This window comes from Aminobacter carboxidus, from assembly GCF_014863355.1.
Lineage (GTDB): Bacteria > Pseudomonadota > Alphaproteobacteria > Rhizobiales > Rhizobiaceae > Aminobacter > Aminobacter carboxidus.
The window spans coordinates 222612-239339 of sequence record NZ_JACZEP010000002.1 but is presented as its reverse complement, the minus strand read 5'-3'; the positions used below and the strand labels follow the sequence as shown (position 1 = coordinate 239339).

The following is a 16728-nucleotide window of genomic DNA, read 5'->3' as shown; positions in this document are numbered from 1 at the left end:
CAGCCCGGGCTTGGTCGGGAAAGGGCTCGAAACCGGCCCCTGAAACGCAAAACGGCGGACCTTTCGGCCCGCCGTCCTGTACCGCCAAAATAGCGAAAATTACTCTGCCGAAGCTTCGGCAGCCGGAGCGGCAGCAGCGGCAGCGATGGCAGCGGCGGCGTCGTCCTGGGCCTTCTTGAGGGCAGCCAGACGCTCCTGGGCCTTCTTGCCCGGCTCGCCCTTGGTCGGATTCGAGCGGGTTTCGCGCTTGACCAGGCCGGCCTCGTCGAGGAAGCGGGCAACGCGGTCGGTCGGCAGCGCGCCGTTCGCCAGCCAATGCTTGACGCGGTCGCCGTCGATCTTGACGCGGTCGCCGTCCTTGGGCAGCAGCGGGTTCCAGGCACCGATCGCCTCGATGAAGCGGCCGTCGCGCGGGCTGCGGGCGTCAGCGATGACGATGTGGTAGTAGGGGCGCTTCTTGGAGCCGGCACGAGCCAGGCGGATCTTAAGGGACATTGTCTTACTCCTGAATAGTTCTGTCTTGGGTTTGGTATGTTCTGCTTATTCCGCCTTCAGGCGGAGGTGGTCCTGTCTGAGCCGCCATTTCGCTCGGCGGCCAGCATTTCGTGGTGTCTGATCACCTCGCGGATGATGAAGTTCAAGAACTTCTCCGCGAAATCGGGGTCGAGATGCGCATCGTCGGCAAGGCGCCGGAGCCGCGCGATCTGGGTCTGTTCGCGTGTCGGATCGGCCGGCGGCAGACCATGGGTCGCCTTGAGCACGCCGACTGCCTTGGTGCAGCGGAAACGCTCGGCCAGCATGTGAATCAGGGCGGCGTCGATGTTGTCGATCGAAGCGCGCAGTTCCTGGAGCAGAGCCTGAGGATTGGTGTCGGTCATTCAGCGCTCCTCACTTCTTCTTGCCAAGGCCAGGCAGGCCGCCGCCGAGACCCGGAAGCTTCATGCCGCCGGGCAGGCCGGGCAAACCACCGCCCATACCGGGCAAGCCGCCGCCGGGGAGGCCCTTGAGCCCGCCACCGAGACCGGCGGCTTCCGCCTGCTTCTGCAAGGCCTCGAGCTGCTTGGGGTCCATCTTGGACAGGTCCGGCATGCCGCCCATTCCACCCATGCCGCCGAGGCCCATCTTGGAAGCCAGGCCGCCCATCATGCCGCGCATCAGGCCACCGCCCTTGCCCTTGCCGCCCATGGCTTTCATCATGTCCGCCATCTGGCGGTGCATCTTGAGCAGCTTGTTGATCTCGGCCGCATCGGTGCCGGAGCCCGCCGCGATGCGCTTCTTGCGCGAGTGCTTCAACACGTCGGGATTGGCGCGCTCGGCCTTGGTCATCGACGAGATGATGGCGATCTGGCGCCCGAACATCTTGTCGTCCAGGCCAGCGGCGGCCATCTGGTCTTTCATCTTGCCCATGCCCGGCATCATTCCCATGATGCCGCCCATGCCGCCCATCTTCTGCATCTGGCCAAGCTGGTCGGCGAGGTCGTTCAGGTCGAACTTGCCCGACTGCATCTTCTTGGCCATCGCCGCGGCTTTTTCCGCGTCGATGTTTTCGGCAGCCTTCTCGACCAGCGAGACAATGTCGCCCATGCCGAGGATGCGGTCGGCGATACGCTTGGGATAGAACTCCTCAAGCGCATCCATCTTTTCGCCGACGCCGATCAGCTTGATCGGCTTGCCGGTGACGGCGCGCATCGAAAGTGCTGCACCGCCGCGGCCATCGCCGTCCATGCGGGTCAGCACAAGGCCGGTGATGCCGACACGGTCGTCGAAATTCTTGGCGAGGTTGACGGCGTCCTGGCCGGTAAGCGAGTCGGCTACGAGCAGGATTTCGTGCGGGTCCGACACCTTGCGGATGTCGGCCATCTCGACCATCAGCGGCTCGTCGATATGGGTGCGGCCGGCGGTGTCGAGGATGACGACGTCATGGCCGCCTAGCTTGGCTGCCTGGACGGCGCGCTTGGCGATATCGACCGGCGACTGGCCGGCGACGACGGGAAGGGTAGCGACCTTGGTCTGCTCGCCAAGCTGGCGCAGCTGCTCTTGCGCAGCCGGGCGGCGCGTGTCGAGCGAGGCCATCAGGACCTTCTTGCCCTGGCGCTCGGTGAGGCGCTTGGCGATCTTGGCCGAAGTCGTGGTCTTGCCCGAGCCCTGCAGGCCGACCATCATGATGACGACCGGCGCGGGCGCGTTGAGATCGATGGCGACGCCTTCGGAGCCGAGCATCTCGACCAGCTCGTCATGGACGATCTTGACGACCATCTGCCCGGGCTTGATCGACTTCAGGACCGCGGCACCGACGGCCTTTTCACGCACCTTGTCGGTGAACGAGCGGACGACTTCCAGCGCTACGTCGGCTTCAAGCAAGGCACGGCGAACCTCGCGCAGGGCTGCCGAGACGTCGGCTTCCGACAGTGCGCCACGGCCGGTCAGGCCGTTCAGGATCGATCCAAGCCGCTCTTGCAGCGATTCAAACATTCGACTTCCCTTCTCTCAGCCAACCGGTGTCGAACCGAGAGGTAATGCCTCCGCGCGCCTGATCCAAACCAAAAAGCACCCGGGGGCGCACTGCGCTGCCGGGTGTTGGCCTCCGGGATCGTATATTAGCCACTAGGGCGTCCCGGTCGGCCGCTCGGAGTGAAACTCGTCGCGGAATTTGTCGGCTGTAGACAGGAAAATGGCCAGGGAGTCAAGGCAAAGGCCGCGGGAGCGAGATTATTGGGGGATTCTCAGTCGAAAATCAGCGGCTGTTAATACTTCCCTGCTATCATCCGCGCCATCCGGGGGGATACATGTACTATTTTAGAGTCTTCTACCACCATGTGTGATCAACGGGTTGATCCGCATAAATTATGGACGGTGGTGGCTTCATGACCCCGACCGCAGACGCCTCGCCGCTTGCCGGCTTTGTCGAGAACATCGAATTCGCGCTGGTGGTCATCGATGCCGGCCGCAACATCTCCTTTGTCAACAAGTCGGCCGAGCGCATGTTCGGCTATGACAGAGCCGAAATGGTCGGACAGACGCTCGACCTGATCATTCCCGCTCGCTTGCGCGGCGCCCACAATGCCGGAATCGCCCGTGTTGGCGCTGGCGAACCGTCGAAGCTAAGCGGCAAGACCGTCGAGGTTTCGGCCTTGCGCCGCGACGGCTCGGAGTTTCCTATCGAACTGTCGCTTTCCGTCTGGCAAGGACCGAATGGCGTATCGATGGGCGGCATCATCCGCGACATCTCCGAGCGCAGGCAGCGCGACATGCGGCTGCATCGCCTGGCGCATCAGGATACGCTGACCGGCCTGCCCAACCGCCTCCAGTTCGACATGCAGCTCGAGGACGCGCTTTCGAAAGGCGAGGCGACCGGGCTGCTGCTTGTCGACCTCGACGGCTTCAAAAAGGTCAACGACACGCTCGGCCACGCCACCGGCGACACGCTGCTGCAGGCACTTGCAGTGCGCCTGCCTGCCGCGCTCGACGCCAATGCGATGGTGGCGAGGCTCGGCAGCGACGAGTTCGCAGTGCTGTTGCGCGGCATCGACAAGCCTGCGGCGGTCGCGGCGGCGGCAAACAGCTTGCTGCATTCCTTCGAGCAGCCCTTCGAGATCGGCGATCACCTGCTCAAGCTCGGCGTCAGCATCGGCGGCGCGGTCGCGCCCCGCGACGGCGCAGAACCGGAAGAGCTGATGGCCAGCGCCGACCTGGCGCTCTTCCGCGCACGCCAGCAGGGCAGCAGCTATCGCATATTCGAACCGGGCATGCGCAATGCGGTGGCGGTGCGGCGCGCTCTGCAGGACGAGCTGCTGCGCGCCATCGGCGCACGCGAGTTCGTGCTGCATTACCAGCCACAGGTCTGCCTTGAGTCCGGCAAGGTGCTGGGCGCCGAGGCGCTGCTGCGCTGGAACCATCCGTCGCGCGGGTTGCTCGCGCCTGCCGACTTCCTCGCCGTGCTCGAAACCCATTCCGGGGCGCTGACCGTGGGCAACTGGATTCTCGAAGAAGCCTGCCGGCAATCGGCCAAGTGGCGTGCCGACGGATTTGCCCCGATCACCATGGCCATCAATCTGTTCGCCGTGCAGGTCAATGCCGGCAACCTGGCGGACACGGTGACCTCCACGCTGTCGCGTCATGGCTTGCCGGCTAACGCGCTGGAACTCGAAGTCACCGAAACCATCGCGCTCGACTATGAGGAGCGCACGCTGGCGCCGTTCCGCAAGCTCGGCAAGGCAGGTGTCGGTCTCGCCTTCGACGATTTCGGCACCGGCCACGCAGCACTCAGCACCATCAAACGCTTCCCGCTCACGGTGCTCAAGGTCGACCGCAGCTTCGTCCGTGACATGTTGCGAGATCCGCAGGATGCGGCGATCGTGCGCGCGGTGCTCGGCATGGCCAGGGACATGGGGCTGTCGGTTGTAGCCGAAGGCATCGAGACGAGGGCGCAGGAGGCGGCGCTCTACGCCATGGGCTGCCGCGTCGGCCAAGGCTACCTCTATTCCAAGGCGCTGCCGGCGAGCGAGTTCGAACGCATGCTGAAGCAGGCCGAGCAAGTTCCTGAAAAGGCACCGGCGATCCGGTTCTAGTCTAGCTCCGGCCGCCGGGCAGTTCGCCCAGCGACCGGCAATTAGGTCTAGCGCACGACATAGACCACGCGCCGCGTCGACGGCTCGACCAGCACGGGCTGGCCGTTCACATAGACATAGCGGTATTCGTAGTCGGGAATCTCGGTCAGCTCGACAGTGTCAGGCAGTCCGGCGCCGACGACGACTTCGCCGTCGAGATAGACCGGCTCGATCCGGTTGTCGGTCACATAGGTGCGCACCGCGCCGGGCGGCTCGATGGCCGGCATGGTATCGCCAGCGACAATCGCTCCCGTCGTGCCGTCGATGACGACGTCGCCAGCGCCACCGGCGGCGGGCGGGTCAACGACAATCACGCCGGAATCGGCCGGGCGTGCGGAGAGAGCGATCTGCTGACCGCCAAAATCACCGACCAGATAGTCGGAATAGACCCAGCCATCACCACCGGAATCGGCAACACTGCACCATTTGCTGCTTTCAAGGCAGCCGCGGAGTGTCGTGCCTTGCCCCGCGCCGATGACACCGATGACAGGATACTGCGGTCCCGGGCCGGCGCGGACATTGAGATCGGTCGCCGCCTGCACCGCAACGTCTGCGAATGACGGGCCGGAGAAGGCGAGAAGGGCGCCCGCAACGGCGGGCAACAACAGTTTGGTTTTCATCTTTTCGCTCCGTTTTCTTGGTCCCTCAGGGAGCGAAAACGGCGTGGACAGGCATCAGTTCCTGATGAAATGGCCCGCAACGCTCACGAATTGTGGCAGATTGACGCTTGCGAGCGCGGCGGCCCTCAGTGTGCCATGAGCTGAGAAACGATCGCTCGCGCCACCGCTTCGCCCGACAGTCGAGCGCCGCCGCAGGTCTGGATCAGCGGTCCCGCAAGGTGCTCGCCGGCGAAGAATATGCGCTCACCGACGGGATGCATCAGTATCGACCGCGCTTCGGCGCGACCGGGACGGGCGGCGGCGTAGGCGCCCCTGACATAGCGTTCCGCCCCCCAGTTGGTCATCATGGCGCGGCCGACATGCCTGCGCGTGTCGTTGCCGAAGATCTCGCACAGCCTGTCGGTGGCGAAATCGGCACCTGCGGCCTCGCCGGCAGCCGACAGCTCCCAGGCGAAATCGCCGCCGACGAAGCCGACCATCAGGTTGAGATCGAAGGGAAAGCTGAGGAAATAGATGTCGTGGCGCGCGGCACGTTCGACAAGGAGGTCGTCGAAGGGCTTGAGCCCAAGGCGGCTGCCTTTGATTTCGACAGGGAGCTTGGTCAGCATGCCCATCGGCAGGTCGAAAAAGGCTGTCATGTAGCTTTCCGGCAGCGCCGGCGAAAAGGCGATCTCTTCGAAGGCCAGCACCGCCGGCGATGCGGTCACGATCACCGCATCGGCGCGCAGCACCCCGCGATCGGTGTGACAGCTGACGCCCGAGCCATCCCAGTCGATCCGGCGCACCGGCGTGCCAAGCTCGACTGGCACGTCGGCACCGAAACGCGCAACGAGCGTGCCATAACCCTCTTTGGTGAAGTAATTGGGATCGAGGTCGGCGGCATTCCTGAAGTCAGCGATGGATATTTCGTCCTCGTCGGTGCCGAAATCCATCGGTCCGCAGAAGGTGGCTGCGGCGCGCGACGAGCGTCCCTTGGCCAACAGAGCGCCAAGCCGGTCGTCGGCATTGTTGTGGCCTTCGAGCAGAACGGTCATGGCGGCATCGGCCGCCTTGACGGCTGCCTCCTCGGCCTCACTCGCCTTGCGGTTGCGGTAATAGAGGTGGTCGATGTTCATGTCGTGATGATGCATCGTCCACCCGGCGGCCTGCGCTTCAGGGAAATAGGGGTTGCGGTCAGCCGCATGCAGCCAGGCACAACCGATGTCGAAGGGCACACCGAAGTGTTTGTTGCTGGTCCAGGCGCGACCGCCTATGCGATCCATGGCTTCCAGCACTTTGAAGCTAAGTCCTGCCCGGCGAAGCGCTTTTGCCGCCGACAGACCCGCGGACCCGGCACCGACGATCACAACATCGACATCTTCCATGGTTTTTCCCCGCTCTCGCCATATTCACCGCTTGATCGTATGCGAGTTTTTTGCCACCTGCCATTGCAGGCAGATGGGGACGTAAACGCCTTCTTAACGATGACAAGAGAGCGTGGGGCTGGCAACATCCCTCCCAGGGGCATTGATTCAGGCATCAGGAGAACGGCATGGCATTATTTGCCAAGGTGAAGACTTTTGCTGCAGCCTCCGCCATGCTGGCGGCTATGGCTGGCGGCGCATATGCGGCGGAGTGCGGCAACAACGCGGGTGGCTTCGAAGCATGGAAGGCAGCCTTTGCCGACCAGGCGGCGGCGAACGGCATCAAGGGTAACGCGCTCAGCGCCCTTGCCAAGACGACCTACGCCACCAAGACCATTTACGCCGATCGCAACCAGAAGAGCTTCAAGCTCTCGCTCGACCAGTTCATGGCCAAGCGCGGCGGCAAGGCGATTGCCTCCAAGGGCAAGACCATTAAGAAGCAGAACGCGGCGCTGTTCCAGAGCATCGAAGCCCGCTATGGCGTTCCGGCCGGCCCGCTGATCGCGATCTGGGGCATGGAAACCGGCTTCGGCGGCTTCCTGGGCAACCAGCACACGCTTTCGGCCGTCGCCACGCTCGCTTATGACTGCCGCCGTTCGGAATACTTCACCGACCAGCTCTATGCGGCGCTCAAGCTCGTCCAGAGCGGCACGCTGGCGCCCAACGCCATCGGTGCTGCCCACGGTGAAATCGGCCAGACCCAGTTCTTGCCGGTCAACGTGCTGAAGTACGGCGCCGATGGCGACGGTAACGGCAAGATCGACATGGTCCGCTCCAAGGCTGACGCCCTGGCCTCGACCGCCAACTTCCTGCGCGGCCATGGCTGGAGCGCCGGCGCCGGCTATCAGCCCGGCCAGGCCAATTTCGGCGCGCTGCAGGGCTGGAACGCGGCCAGAGTCTATCAGCAGGCGATCGCCATCATCGGCGCGGAAATCGACGGCAACTGACGCCTGATGACCTGACACAACCCTGTCAGGAGACATCGGCGGCGCACTGGCAAAGCCGGCGCCTCGGACGCAGAATGACCAAAGCCCGGTGGTAACATCGGGCTTTTTTCAATGCGGACGAGGATCTTGTCATGAACAGCCAGAGCGGCCTGCCCGCCGATCTCTCGCGCTTCGGCAATGTCGAAGGCTACACCCACTACCCCAAGACGGTGACGCCGGGGCTGCCGGCACCGGCAGGCGGCGGCCTGCTTAAATGGTACGATATCTCAGAAGCAGCAACGCCGGTGACGTCAGAAACCAGCGCGCTGGCCCAGCGTTTCCTCGCGGCCGAGACGGCGACCGGGCGGCTCAATCTCAAGGGTGAGCTTGGCTTCGTCATATTGCACCGCTGCGGCGGCGATTTCCATTTCCTGCTGGTGAGTTCGTGGCGCAATGCCAACGAGATGTGGGAAACAGTCTACGCCAAGACATCAGACGCGCCCGATTTCGCGCTGTTTGCGCTGCCAGGGCCGCACCGCGCAACCTTCTGCGTCTGGGAACTGGCTGCGGTGAACCATGAGAGGCTGGCCTTCAACCGCTACCTCTATTCGGCTCGCGACGATGCCGCCAAGCGGGTTTATCTTGGCGATGTGTATGAAGGCGGGGCCTAGTTTTCTCTGCTCATGATCTGCGAGGGGAAAGCCGGCATCGGCTTTCCCAGGAAGCGGCAGGCCTTCTACTTGATGTCAAGCACGTAGGAACATCCGGCCAGCACCTTGCCGGGATGGGTCTCGACCGTGGAGACATTGAGGCTGATACGCGTCGCCAGCGTGACGCTCTCGGAGGTTTCGGTCTTTTCCGAGACGACCTTTTCGCCCAGGAACTTCTGCGGCGTGGCAAGCATCGGCGCGATGCCAAGCTTTTTGGCGAGGTCGGGCGCGCTGAGCCCGTCCAGCACGGCCATCGGCCCGCTGGAGGTGAAAACGATGGTGCTCGTTTTCATGCCAAAGGCGGCCAATGGCTTGACCAACTCATATTGCGACAGGAAGGGATTGCCGCTGTCGACCGCGCGCCAGCCAAGCGTGCTGGCGGCGTCTGGCTCGCCCGCCAGCCACAGGGCAAAACTGGTGTAGGCGGGCGCATCGGTCCGGCACTCGACCAGCGCCGGCAAGTCCAGCGTGGCCGGGTCGAACTCCTGTGCGGCGGCTGGCAAGGCTGCCGCCAGCAAGCCGAAGGCGGCAGCCTGTGCGATCACTGGTCGCATAGGGTCAGCGACGGTTCCTGGCCGCCAGCGTGCGTAGACGCAGCGCGTTGAGCTTGATGAAGCCGGCGGCGTCCTTCTGGTCGTAGGCGCCCTGGTCGTCCTCGAAGGTGACCAGCTTGTCGGAGTAGAGCGACTTCGCCGACTCGCGGCCGATGACCATGACGTTGCCCTTGTAGAGCTTGAGGGTCACTTCGCCCTCGACGTCCTTCTGGCTGAGATCGATCGCCGCCTGCAGCATCTGGCGCTCCGGCGAGAACCAGAAGCCGTAGTAGATCAACTCGGCATAGCGCGGCATCAGCTCGTCCTTGAGGTGCGCGGCACCACGGTCGAGCGTGATCGACTCGATGGCGCGGTGCGCCTGAAGCAGGATGGTGCCACCGGGGGTCTCGTAGACGCCGCGCGACTTCATGCCGACGAAGCGGTTTTCGACCAGGTCGAGGCGGCCGATGCCGTTGTCGCGGCCATAGTCGTTGAGCTTGGCGAGCAGCGTCGCCGGCGACAGGCGCTCGCCGTTGACCGACACGGCATCGCCCTGTTCGAAGCCGATCTTGATGACAGTCGCCTTGTCGGGCGCAGCCTCGGGCGAAATCGTGCGCATGTGGACGTATTCGGGCGCCTCGACGGCCGGATCTTCCAGAACCTTGCCCTCGGACGAGGAGTGCAGCAGGTTGGCGTCGACGGAGAAGGGGGCCTCGCCCTTCTTGTCCTTGGCGACCGGGATCTGGTGCTTTTCGGCGAAGTCGAGCAGGTCGGTGCGGCTCTTGAACTCCCAGTCGCGCCACGGTGCGATGATCTTGATGTCGGGGTTGAGCGCATAGGCCGACAGCTCGAAGCGGACCTGGTCGTTGCCCTTGCCAGTGGCGCCGTGCGCAATGGCGTCGGCGCCGGTCTTGCGGGCGATGTCGACGAGGTGCTTGGAGATCAACGGCCGGGCGATCGAGGTGCCGAGCAGGTAGACACCTTCATAGACGGCATTGGCACGGAACATCGGGAAGACGAAATCGCGGACGAACTCCTCGCGCACGTCCTCGATGAAGATCTCCTTGATGCCGAGCATCTCGGCCTTCTTGCGCGCCGGCTCAAGCTCCTCGCCCTGGCCGAGATCGGCGGTGAAGGTAACGACCTCCGCATTGAGCTCGGTCTGCAGCCACTTCAGGATGATGGAGGTGTCGAGGCCGCCGGAATAGGCGAGCACGACCTTCTTGACGTCTTTCCACTTGGACATTTGAGCACGGCACCTTTTTCAAGCGGCCGGCTGAGGCCGCGTTTCCGGGGCTTTCTAAGCAGGAACGGGCAAGCGGGCAAGGGCGATCATGCCGCTTGAGCAGCAGCGTGATCGCCCAGGCTTGCCTACTTGCGCTTCATCGCCTCGAGCAGGGCGGCGCCGAACGCGCCTTGCTGGTCCGACTTGTTCGGCTGCGGCTTCGACGAGGCGAACTTCATGTCGCGGGCCTTGGCAGGGGCGGCCGAGCGGGGAGCGGCCTCGCCGCCATCCTTGCGCATGGTCAGCCCGATGCGCTTGCGCGGGATGTCGACCTCGACGACGCGGACCTTGACCACGTCGCCGGCCTTCACCACCTCGTGCGGATCCTTAACGAACTTGTCGGCCAGCTGCGAGACATGGACGAGGCCATCCTGATGCACGCCGATGTCGACGAAGGCGCCGAAGGCGGCGACGTTGGTGACCGTGCCTTCGAGCAGCATGCCCGGCTTCAGGTCCTTGATGTCGTCGACGCCGTCGGCGAAAGTCGCGGTCTTGAAGCCCGGGCGCGGATCGCGGCCCGGCTTTTCCAGCTCGGCGATGATGTCGCGCACCGTCGGCAGGCCGAAACGCTCGTCGACGAAGGCGCGGGGATCGATTGCCTTGAGGGCTGCACTGTCGCCCATCAGCTGGCGCAAGTCGCGACCGCAGGACGCCACGATCTTCTTGGCAACGCCATAGGCTTCAGGATGCACCGACGAAGCGTCGAGCGGTTCCTTGCCGTCGCGGATGCGCAGGAAGCCGGCGCATTGCTCGAAGGCGCGCTGGCCAAGACGCGGCACGGCGAGCAAATCGCGGCGCGTGGCAAACGCGCCCGAGGCGTCGCGATAGGCGACGATCGACTCGGCCAAGGACGGCCCGAGGCCGGAAACGCGAGCGAGAAGGGGAGCGGACGCCGTGTTGAGATCGACCCCGACTGCGTTCACCGCGTCTTCGACCACCGCTTCCAGCGAGCGGCCGAGACGATACTGATCAACGTCGTGCTGGTACTGGCCGACGCCGATCGATTTCGGCTCGATCTTGACCAGTTCGGCCAACGGATCCTGCAGGCGGCGTGCGATGGACACGGCACCACGCAGCGACACGTCGAGATTGGGAAACTCGGCGGCAGCAGTCGCCGACGCCGAATAGACCGACGCGCCGGCCTCGCTGACGATGACCTTGGTCGGCTTCGGCGCCTGCATGTCCTGAAGCATGTCGGCTACGAGGCGCTCGGTCTCGCGGCTGCCGGTGCCGTTGCCGATGGCGATCAGCTCGACCTTGTGACGGATGATCAACCGGGCAAGCTCGGCCTGGGTGCCGCGCACGTCGTTCTTCGGCGGGAAGGGGTAGACTGTGGTGGTGTCGAGCACCTTGCCGGTGGCGTCGATGATTGCAACCTTGACGCCGGTGCGGATGCCCGGGTCAAGACCCATGGTGGCGCGGGAGCCGGCAGGGGCTGCGAGCAGCAGGTCCTTGAGGTTGCGCGAGAAAACGCGGATCGCCTCTTCCTCTGAAGCCTCGCGCAGGTCGCGCATCAGGTCGAGCGAAAGCGACAGCGAGAGCTTCACTCGCCAGGTCCAGCCAGCGACCTGCATCAGCCACTGATCGCCCGGCAGGGTCGCGCCGATCTGATAGGCGGCGGCGATCATGCGCTCGACCGGCTTGACCGGCGAAGTGTCGTCGGCGTCGATCTCGAGGTCGAGCGACAGGAAATCCTCGTTGCGGCCGCGCAGCATGGCCAGCGCGCGGTGGCTCGGCACATTGGCCCAGCGCTCGGAATGGTCGAAATAGTCGGCGAACTTGGCGCCGGCGTCCTGCTTGCCGTCGACGACACGGGCACGCAGCACAGCGCGTTCCTTCATGTGGGTGCGCAGGCGGCCGAGCAAGTCGGCGTTTTCCGAAATGCCCTCGGCAACAATATCGCGCGCGCCTTCGAGTGCGGCCTTCACGTCGGCGACCTCGCCGGCAACAAAGGCAACGGCAAGTTCGGCCGGAACCTTGGAGCGGTCGGCGAGAATGGCTTCGGCGAGCGGACCGAGACCGCGTTCCCTGGCGATCTCGGCCTTGGTGCGGCGCTTCGGCTTGTAGGGCAGGTAGATGTCCTCGAGCTCGGCCTTGGTGGTGACGGCGGCGATCCGGATTGCCAGGTCATCGGTCATCTTGCCCTGGCCGATGATCGACTCGACGATTGTCGCACGCCGCGCTTCAAGTTCGCGCAGATAGGCGAGGCGCTCGGACAGATCGCGCAGCTGGGTGTCGTCGAGGCCGCCGGTGACTTCCTTGCGGTAACGCGCCACGAAAGGCACGGTCGCGCCTTCGTCGAGCAGTCCAACCGCCGCTATGACCTGCTCCGGCTTCGCGTTGATTTCGGCTGCGATGATCGCAGCGATTTTCCTGTTGTCGCCAGCCATGGAAATCCTGGTGCCTGTTGAACGGTGCGCGAACATAGTGACTGCCGGGCAGAACGCCAAACGGCCATTCAGCCCCGCCTGTTCAAGGTCCACAGGAAAGCGGCCATCCTGCGGCAATCGGCGCGCTTGGCCAATGAACCTTTTCGCCAAGCCGAAGCTATATGCTACCGCCAAGCGAGGACGGGAGCGAGCGAATGCAGTTTGACAGGGTTCTTTTCATGTCCGGCGCATTGTTTGGCGCTGTGGGCGTCGCGCTGTCGGCGGCGGCGAGCCATGGCGGCGGCGTCAATGTCGCAACGGCAGCGAACTTCCTGCTGTTTCACGCCCCAGCACTGATCGCGCTGTCGCTGGTCGTTGCCGGCGGCAGGCTTCTCCACTTCGGCGCAGCCGTGCTGCTGGTCGCGGTCCTGATGTTTTCAGGCGACCTTCTGGCGCGCGATTATCTTGGCCAGCGGCTGTTCCCCTTCGCAGCACCCATCGGCGGCACCGGCATGATCCTGGGCTGGCTGATGCTTGCGGTGGGCGGGCTGTTCGCGCGCAAGAACAACTAGAAGCTAGCCGATCCGATAGGGAAGGGGATGGCGGACATCCCGGTCGATCACCAGCTTGCGCTTGAGCGGCGGCACGGCACGCTGCTGGCAATTGGTGCGCTCGCAGATACGGCAAGATATGCCGATGGGGTCGAAGGCGGTCTTGCTGCCAAGCTCCAGTCCGTCAGCATAAACGAAGTCCTTGGCATAGGCGACCTCGCAGCCGAGCGCGATCGCATAGCGGCGATGCGGCGCGTTGAAGCCGCCACCACCTTTGGAAATCTCGGTGGCGACGCAGAGATAGCGCGCGCCGTCGGGCGTCTCGGCCAGTTGGCGGATGATGCGGCCTGGCGTCTCGAAGGCCTGGTGCACGTTCCACAGCGGGCATGCAGCACCAAATCGGGCAAACTGCAGCTTTGCGGCGCTATGGCGCTTGGTGATGTTGCCGGCACGGTCGATGCGGGCAAAGAAGATCGGCACACCCTTGTGCCCCGACCGCTGCAAGGTGCTGAGGCGATGCGCGACCTGCTCGATGCTGGCGCCGAAATGCGCCGCCATCAGCTCCAGGTCGTGACGTAGCTCGCCGGCAGCGCGCATAAAAGCCTGGTAGGGGAGGGTCAGCGCCCCGGCGAAATAGTTGCGCAGCCCCATCTTGCATATTTCCAGCGCCTCACTGGTGCGGAAATCGGCCGCCCGCGCAATCTGCGCTACCTCTGTTTCCATCTCCATCTCGGCGATCTGGAAGGCGATCTGGAAGCTGCGGGTGGCAAGCGGCGAATAAGGGTTGAGGAACAGCACACCTGACTTGGCATCGAAGCGCCGGAGCGCGTCATCATCGACTTCGGCACGGGCGATCCGCACCCCATGCCGGCTGTCCAGATGCGCCGCCAGCGCCGCATAGCTGTCGCGCTCGCCAATGCCGAGTTCGCCAGCCAGCCGCTCGGCCGCGACGTCCAGGCCATGGATATAGTTGTCGACGAAGTGGAAAAAGTCGCGCACTTCCTCGTAAGGCGTCGGCTCGGTCAGGCCGATGCTCTTGCCGAGTGTGTCGTCGAGGCTGGCAAGCTGCTCGCTGTTGCGGCGATAGGCCTGGTGAGCCGAGATCAGCGCGCGGGCAAACCCCGGCGCGTTCTGCGTCACCAGCTTCAGCTCCTGCAGGTTGGGCACATAGTTCTCGAACAGCGGATCGCTGAGCGCCTCAGACAGAGCCGACAACAACCGGTCGCCATCACCTTGCGAAATCTCGGTGATGTCGATCTGGAACTTTTCGGCGAGCGCCAGCAGCACCGAGGCCGAAACCGGGCGCTGGTTGTTTTCGATCTGGTTGAGATAGCTGGTCGAGATGCCGATACGTTCGGCGAAGCTCGCCTGCGTCGCCTTGTTGGCGTCGCGCAGCTCGCGCACTTTGCGGCCGATATAGAGTTTGCGGGTCGCCATGTTTGCAATTTCGCAATTTACATTGTTCGAATTTGTATATTACGCTTTCGCACACTTTCAACTGTTTTCCTGCGCGCGCCACGGGGCTATTGCGCCAACTTCGCTGCTTGCCGCTGACGCGGCGAGAGGCCATTGTTTTCAAACTCGTAGCGCGGGAGAAAGCTCATGACGCTCTACCAAGCCGTCGCCGACAGGCCAACCAGCCGGCTCAGCACAATGGATGTCGTTGCCGTCGTCGCAGGCTCGCTGCTTCTGACGCTGTCAGCCAAGGTCCAGGTTCCGTTTTATCCCGTACCGATGACCATGCAGACGCTTGTGGTGATCGGGCTTGGGCTGGCGCTTGGTCCGGCCCGCGGCGCTGCCGCGGTCGCGCTCTACCTGATGCAAGGCGCGCTTGGCCTGCCGGTTTTCGCCGGCACGCCGGAAAAAGGCATCGGCCTCGCCTACATGATGGGGCCAACCGGTGGCTATCTCCTGGGCTATCTGCCCGCTGCATTGCTCGCCGGCTGGCTGGCCGAGCGCGGCTGGGACCGCAACGTCTTTACCGCAATGCTTGCAGCGCTGCTTTCGGGCGCCATCATCTACGTGCCCGGCCTGCTCTGGCTCGGCTCGGTCATCGGCTTCGACAAGCCGGTACTGGCCTTCGGCCTTTACCCCTTCATCCCGGGCGACATCGCCAAGGCCGTGCTTGCGGCCATCGCCTTCCCAGCCGCCTGGAAGTGGCTTTCCACAAGGGGCATGAACTGATGCGCGCCGTTCTCGAACAGCTTGAAGCCCGCCGCGCCGAGGCCCGCCTCGGCGGTGGCCAGAAGCGCATCGACGCCCAGCATGCCAAGGGCAAGCTGACGGCGCGCGAACGCATCGACGTCCTGCTCGACGAAAGCTCCTTCGAAGAGTTCGACATGTATGTCACCCACCGCACCACCGAGTTCGGCATGGCCGAGCAGAAGGTGGCCGGCGACGGCGTCGTCACCGGCTGGGGCACCATCAATGGCCGCCTGGTCTATGTCTTCTCCCAGGACTTCACCGTGCTCGGCGGCTCGCTGTCGGAAACCCATGCCCAGAAGATCTGCAAGATCATGGACATGGCGGTGCGCAACGGCGCCCCTGTCATCGGCCTCAACGATTCCGGCGGCGCCCGCATCCAGGAGGGCGTGGCCTCGCTCGCCGGCTATGCCGACGTGTTCAAGCGCAATGTCGACGCCTCCGGCGTGGTGCCACAGATTTCGGTGATCATGGGCCCTTGCGCCGGCGGTGCCGTCTATTCGCCTGCCATGACCGACTTCATCTTCATGGTGCGCGACAGCTCCTACATGTTCGTCACCGGGCCGGACGTGGTGAAGACAGTCACCAACGAGATCGTCACGGCGGAAGAACTCGGCGGCGCGCGCACCCACACTTCGAAGTCGTCGGTCGCCGACGGTGCCTATGAGAACGACATCGAGGCGCTGGAGCAGGTGCGCCTGCTGTTCGACTTCCTGCCACTCAACAACCGGGAGAAGCCGCCGGTTCGGCCGTTCCACGACGACCCGGCGCGGCTGGAGAAGCGTCTCGACACGCTGATCCCCGACAGCGCGGCCAAGCCCTACGACATGAAGGAGCTGATCCTGGCCATCGCCGACGAGGGCGATTTCTTCGAGATCCAGGAGGCCTTCGCCAAAAACATCATCACCGGCTTCATGCGCATCGAGGGCCAGAGCGTCGGCGTCGTCGCCAACCAGCCGATGGTGCTGGCCGGCTGCCTCGACATCGACTCCTCGCGCAAGGCAGCACGCTTCGTACGCTTTTGCGACGCGTTTTCGATCCCGATCCTGACTTTGGTCGACGTGCCGGGCTTCCTGCCGGGAACCGCACAGGAATATGGCGGCGTCATCAAGCACGGCGCCAAGCTGCTGTTCGCCTATAGCCAGGCGACCGTGCCCATGGTCACGCTGATCACCCGCAAGGCCTATGGCGGCGCTTATGACGTCATGGCGTCCAAGCATATCGGCGCCGACATCAACTATGCCTGGCCGACCGCTGAGATCGCGGTGATGGGGGCCAAGGGCGCGACAGAGATCCTGTACCGCTCGGAACTCGGCAATCCCGAAAAGATCGCCGCGCGCACCAAGGAATACGAAGAACGCTTCGCCAATCCCTTCGTCGCCGCCGAGCGTGGCTTCATCGACGAGGTGATCATGCCTCATTCGTCGCGCCGCCGCATCGCCCGCGCCTTCGCCGCCCTGCGCGGCAAGAAGGCCGAAGCGCCGTGGAAGAAGCACGACACGATTCCCTTGTGAGCAGGCCA

Annotated in this window: 15 protein-coding genes; 6 read left to right on the top strand and 9 right to left on the bottom strand. The window is 64.2% G+C overall.

Annotation, left to right across the window (positions count from 1 at the left end):
* Positions 1-99: 99 nt before the first annotated feature.
* Genes rpsP through ffh form a run of 3 tightly spaced genes read right to left on the bottom strand, consistent with a single transcriptional unit; the run spans position 100 to position 2472 of the window.
* Positions 100-495 (bottom strand): 30S ribosomal protein S16, encoded by a 396-nt coding sequence (gene rpsP, locus IHE39_RS08745; protein WP_184768357.1) that lies wholly within the window; start codon positions 493-495, stop codon positions 100-102.
* 56 nt (positions 496-551) lie between these two features.
* Positions 552-878, bottom strand: a complete 327-nt coding sequence (locus IHE39_RS08740) for a chorismate mutase (RefSeq protein ID WP_184768358.1) — start codon at positions 876-878, stop codon at positions 552-554.
* A 10-nt stretch (positions 879-888) separates the two neighbouring features.
* On the bottom strand, positions 889-2472 hold the full coding sequence (ffh, locus tag IHE39_RS08735; protein WP_192566206.1) for a signal recognition particle protein: 1584 nt from the start codon (positions 2470-2472) through the stop codon (positions 889-891).
* A gap of 392 nt (positions 2473-2864) precedes the next feature.
* Between ffh and IHE39_RS08730 the strand changes: the two genes are divergently transcribed.
* Positions 2865-4568, top strand: coding sequence for a putative bifunctional diguanylate cyclase/phosphodiesterase (locus IHE39_RS08730; RefSeq protein WP_184768360.1), 1704 nt, complete (start codon positions 2865-2867; stop codon positions 4566-4568).
* A 47-nt stretch (positions 4569-4615) separates the two neighbouring features.
* Here the strand turns inward: IHE39_RS08730 and IHE39_RS08725 are convergent, their stop codons facing one another.
* On the bottom strand, positions 4616-5227 hold the full coding sequence (locus tag IHE39_RS08725; protein WP_184768361.1) for a DUF1236 domain-containing protein: 612 nt from the start codon (positions 5225-5227) through the stop codon (positions 4616-4618).
* A 125-nt stretch (positions 5228-5352) separates the two neighbouring features.
* On the bottom strand, positions 5353-6591 hold the full coding sequence (locus IHE39_RS08720) for a flavin monoamine oxidase family protein (RefSeq protein WP_192566205.1): 1239 nt from the start codon (positions 6589-6591) through the stop codon (positions 5353-5355).
* 167 nt (positions 6592-6758) lie between these two features.
* On the opposite strand from IHE39_RS08720, the gene IHE39_RS08715 reads away from it, so the two are divergent.
* Together IHE39_RS08715 and IHE39_RS08710 are read left to right on the top strand one after the other, a co-directional pair.
* Entirely contained in the window at positions 6759-7577 is an 819-nt protein-coding gene (locus IHE39_RS08715; protein WP_192566204.1) for a lytic murein transglycosylase, read from the top strand.
* Positions 7578-7708: 131 nt separating this feature from the next.
* Positions 7709-8227: a hypothetical protein gene (locus tag IHE39_RS08710; protein ID WP_184768364.1), complete on the top strand. Its 519-nt coding sequence runs from the start codon at positions 7709-7711 to the stop codon at positions 8225-8227.
* 65 nt (positions 8228-8292) lie between these two features.
* Here the strand turns inward: IHE39_RS08710 and IHE39_RS08705 are convergent, their stop codons facing one another.
* From IHE39_RS08705 to IHE39_RS08695, 3 genes are all read right to left on the bottom strand, one after another.
* Positions 8293-8820 (bottom strand): hypothetical protein, encoded by a 528-nt coding sequence (locus IHE39_RS08705; RefSeq protein WP_192566203.1) that lies wholly within the window; start codon positions 8818-8820, stop codon positions 8293-8295.
* Between the two features lie 4 nt (positions 8821-8824).
* Positions 8825-10045, bottom strand: coding sequence for an argininosuccinate synthase (locus IHE39_RS08700; RefSeq protein ID WP_184768366.1), 1221 nt, complete (start codon positions 10043-10045; stop codon positions 8825-8827).
* 125 nt (positions 10046-10170) lie between these two features.
* Positions 10171-12474, bottom strand: a complete 2304-nt coding sequence (locus IHE39_RS08695) for a Tex family protein (protein ID WP_192566202.1) — start codon at positions 12472-12474, stop codon at positions 10171-10173.
* A 194-nt stretch (positions 12475-12668) separates the two neighbouring features.
* On the opposite strand from IHE39_RS08695, the gene IHE39_RS08690 reads away from it, so the two are divergent.
* Complete coding sequence (locus IHE39_RS08690; RefSeq protein ID WP_192566201.1) at positions 12669-13025, top strand: DUF423 domain-containing protein; 357 nt, start codon at positions 12669-12671, stop codon at positions 13023-13025.
* A 3-nt stretch (positions 13026-13028) separates the two neighbouring features.
* Here IHE39_RS08690 and IHE39_RS08685 read toward each other — a convergent pair whose 3' ends face one another.
* Positions 13029-14441: a helix-turn-helix domain-containing protein gene (locus tag IHE39_RS08685; protein ID WP_184768369.1), complete on the bottom strand. Its 1413-nt coding sequence runs from the start codon at positions 14439-14441 to the stop codon at positions 13029-13031.
* 165 nt (positions 14442-14606) lie between these two features.
* Here IHE39_RS08685 and IHE39_RS08680 point away from each other — a divergent pair, with 165 nt between their 5' ends.
* On the top strand, positions 14607-15188 hold the full coding sequence (locus IHE39_RS08680; protein WP_192566200.1) for a biotin transporter BioY: 582 nt from the start codon (positions 14607-14609) through the stop codon (positions 15186-15188).
* Complete coding sequence (locus IHE39_RS08675; protein ID WP_192566199.1) at positions 15188-16720, top strand: acyl-CoA carboxylase subunit beta; 1533 nt, start codon at positions 15188-15190, stop codon at positions 16718-16720. The genes IHE39_RS08680 and IHE39_RS08675 overlap by 1 nt, the downstream gene beginning before the upstream one ends.
* Positions 16721-16728: the final 8 nt, after the last annotated feature.

Excerpts from the sequence above, each read along its gene's own strand:
- rpsP (WP_184768357.1), bottom strand. The coding sequence starts at position 495 with ATGTCCCTTAAGATCCGCCTGGCTCGTGCCGGCTCCAAGAAGCGCCCC.
- IHE39_RS08740 (WP_184768358.1), bottom strand. The coding sequence starts at position 878 with ATGACCGACACCAATCCTCAGGCTCTGCTCCAGGAACTGCGCGCTTCG.
- ffh (WP_192566206.1), bottom strand. The coding sequence starts at position 2,472 with ATGTTTGAATCGCTGCAAGAGCGGCTTGGATCGATCCTGAACGGCCTG.
- IHE39_RS08730 (WP_184768360.1), top strand. The coding sequence starts at position 2,865 with ATGACCCCGACCGCAGACGCCTCGCCGCTTGCCGGCTTTGTCGAGAAC.
- IHE39_RS08725 (WP_184768361.1), bottom strand. The coding sequence starts at position 5,227 with ATGAAAACCAAACTGTTGTTGCCCGCCGTTGCGGGCGCCCTTCTCGCC.
- IHE39_RS08720 (WP_192566205.1), bottom strand. The coding sequence starts at position 6,591 with ATGGAAGATGTCGATGTTGTGATCGTCGGTGCCGGGTCCGCGGGTCTG.
- IHE39_RS08715 (WP_192566204.1), top strand. The coding sequence starts at position 6,759 with ATGGCATTATTTGCCAAGGTGAAGACTTTTGCTGCAGCCTCCGCCATG.
- IHE39_RS08710 (WP_184768364.1), top strand. The coding sequence starts at position 7,709 with ATGAACAGCCAGAGCGGCCTGCCCGCCGATCTCTCGCGCTTCGGCAAT.
- IHE39_RS08705 (WP_192566203.1), bottom strand. The coding sequence starts at position 8,820 with ATGCGACCAGTGATCGCACAGGCTGCCGCCTTCGGCTTGCTGGCGGCA.
- IHE39_RS08700 (WP_184768366.1), bottom strand. The coding sequence starts at position 10,045 with ATGTCCAAGTGGAAAGACGTCAAGAAGGTCGTGCTCGCCTATTCCGGC.
- IHE39_RS08695 (WP_192566202.1), bottom strand. The coding sequence starts at position 12,474 with ATGGCTGGCGACAACAGGAAAATCGCTGCGATCATCGCAGCCGAAATC.
- IHE39_RS08690 (WP_192566201.1), top strand. The coding sequence starts at position 12,669 with ATGCAGTTTGACAGGGTTCTTTTCATGTCCGGCGCATTGTTTGGCGCT.
- IHE39_RS08685 (WP_184768369.1), bottom strand. The coding sequence starts at position 14,441 with ATGGCGACCCGCAAACTCTATATCGGCCGCAAAGTGCGCGAGCTGCGC.
- IHE39_RS08680 (WP_192566200.1), top strand. The coding sequence starts at position 14,607 with ATGACGCTCTACCAAGCCGTCGCCGACAGGCCAACCAGCCGGCTCAGC.
- IHE39_RS08675 (WP_192566199.1), top strand. The coding sequence starts at position 15,188 with ATGCGCGCCGTTCTCGAACAGCTTGAAGCCCGCCGCGCCGAGGCCCGC.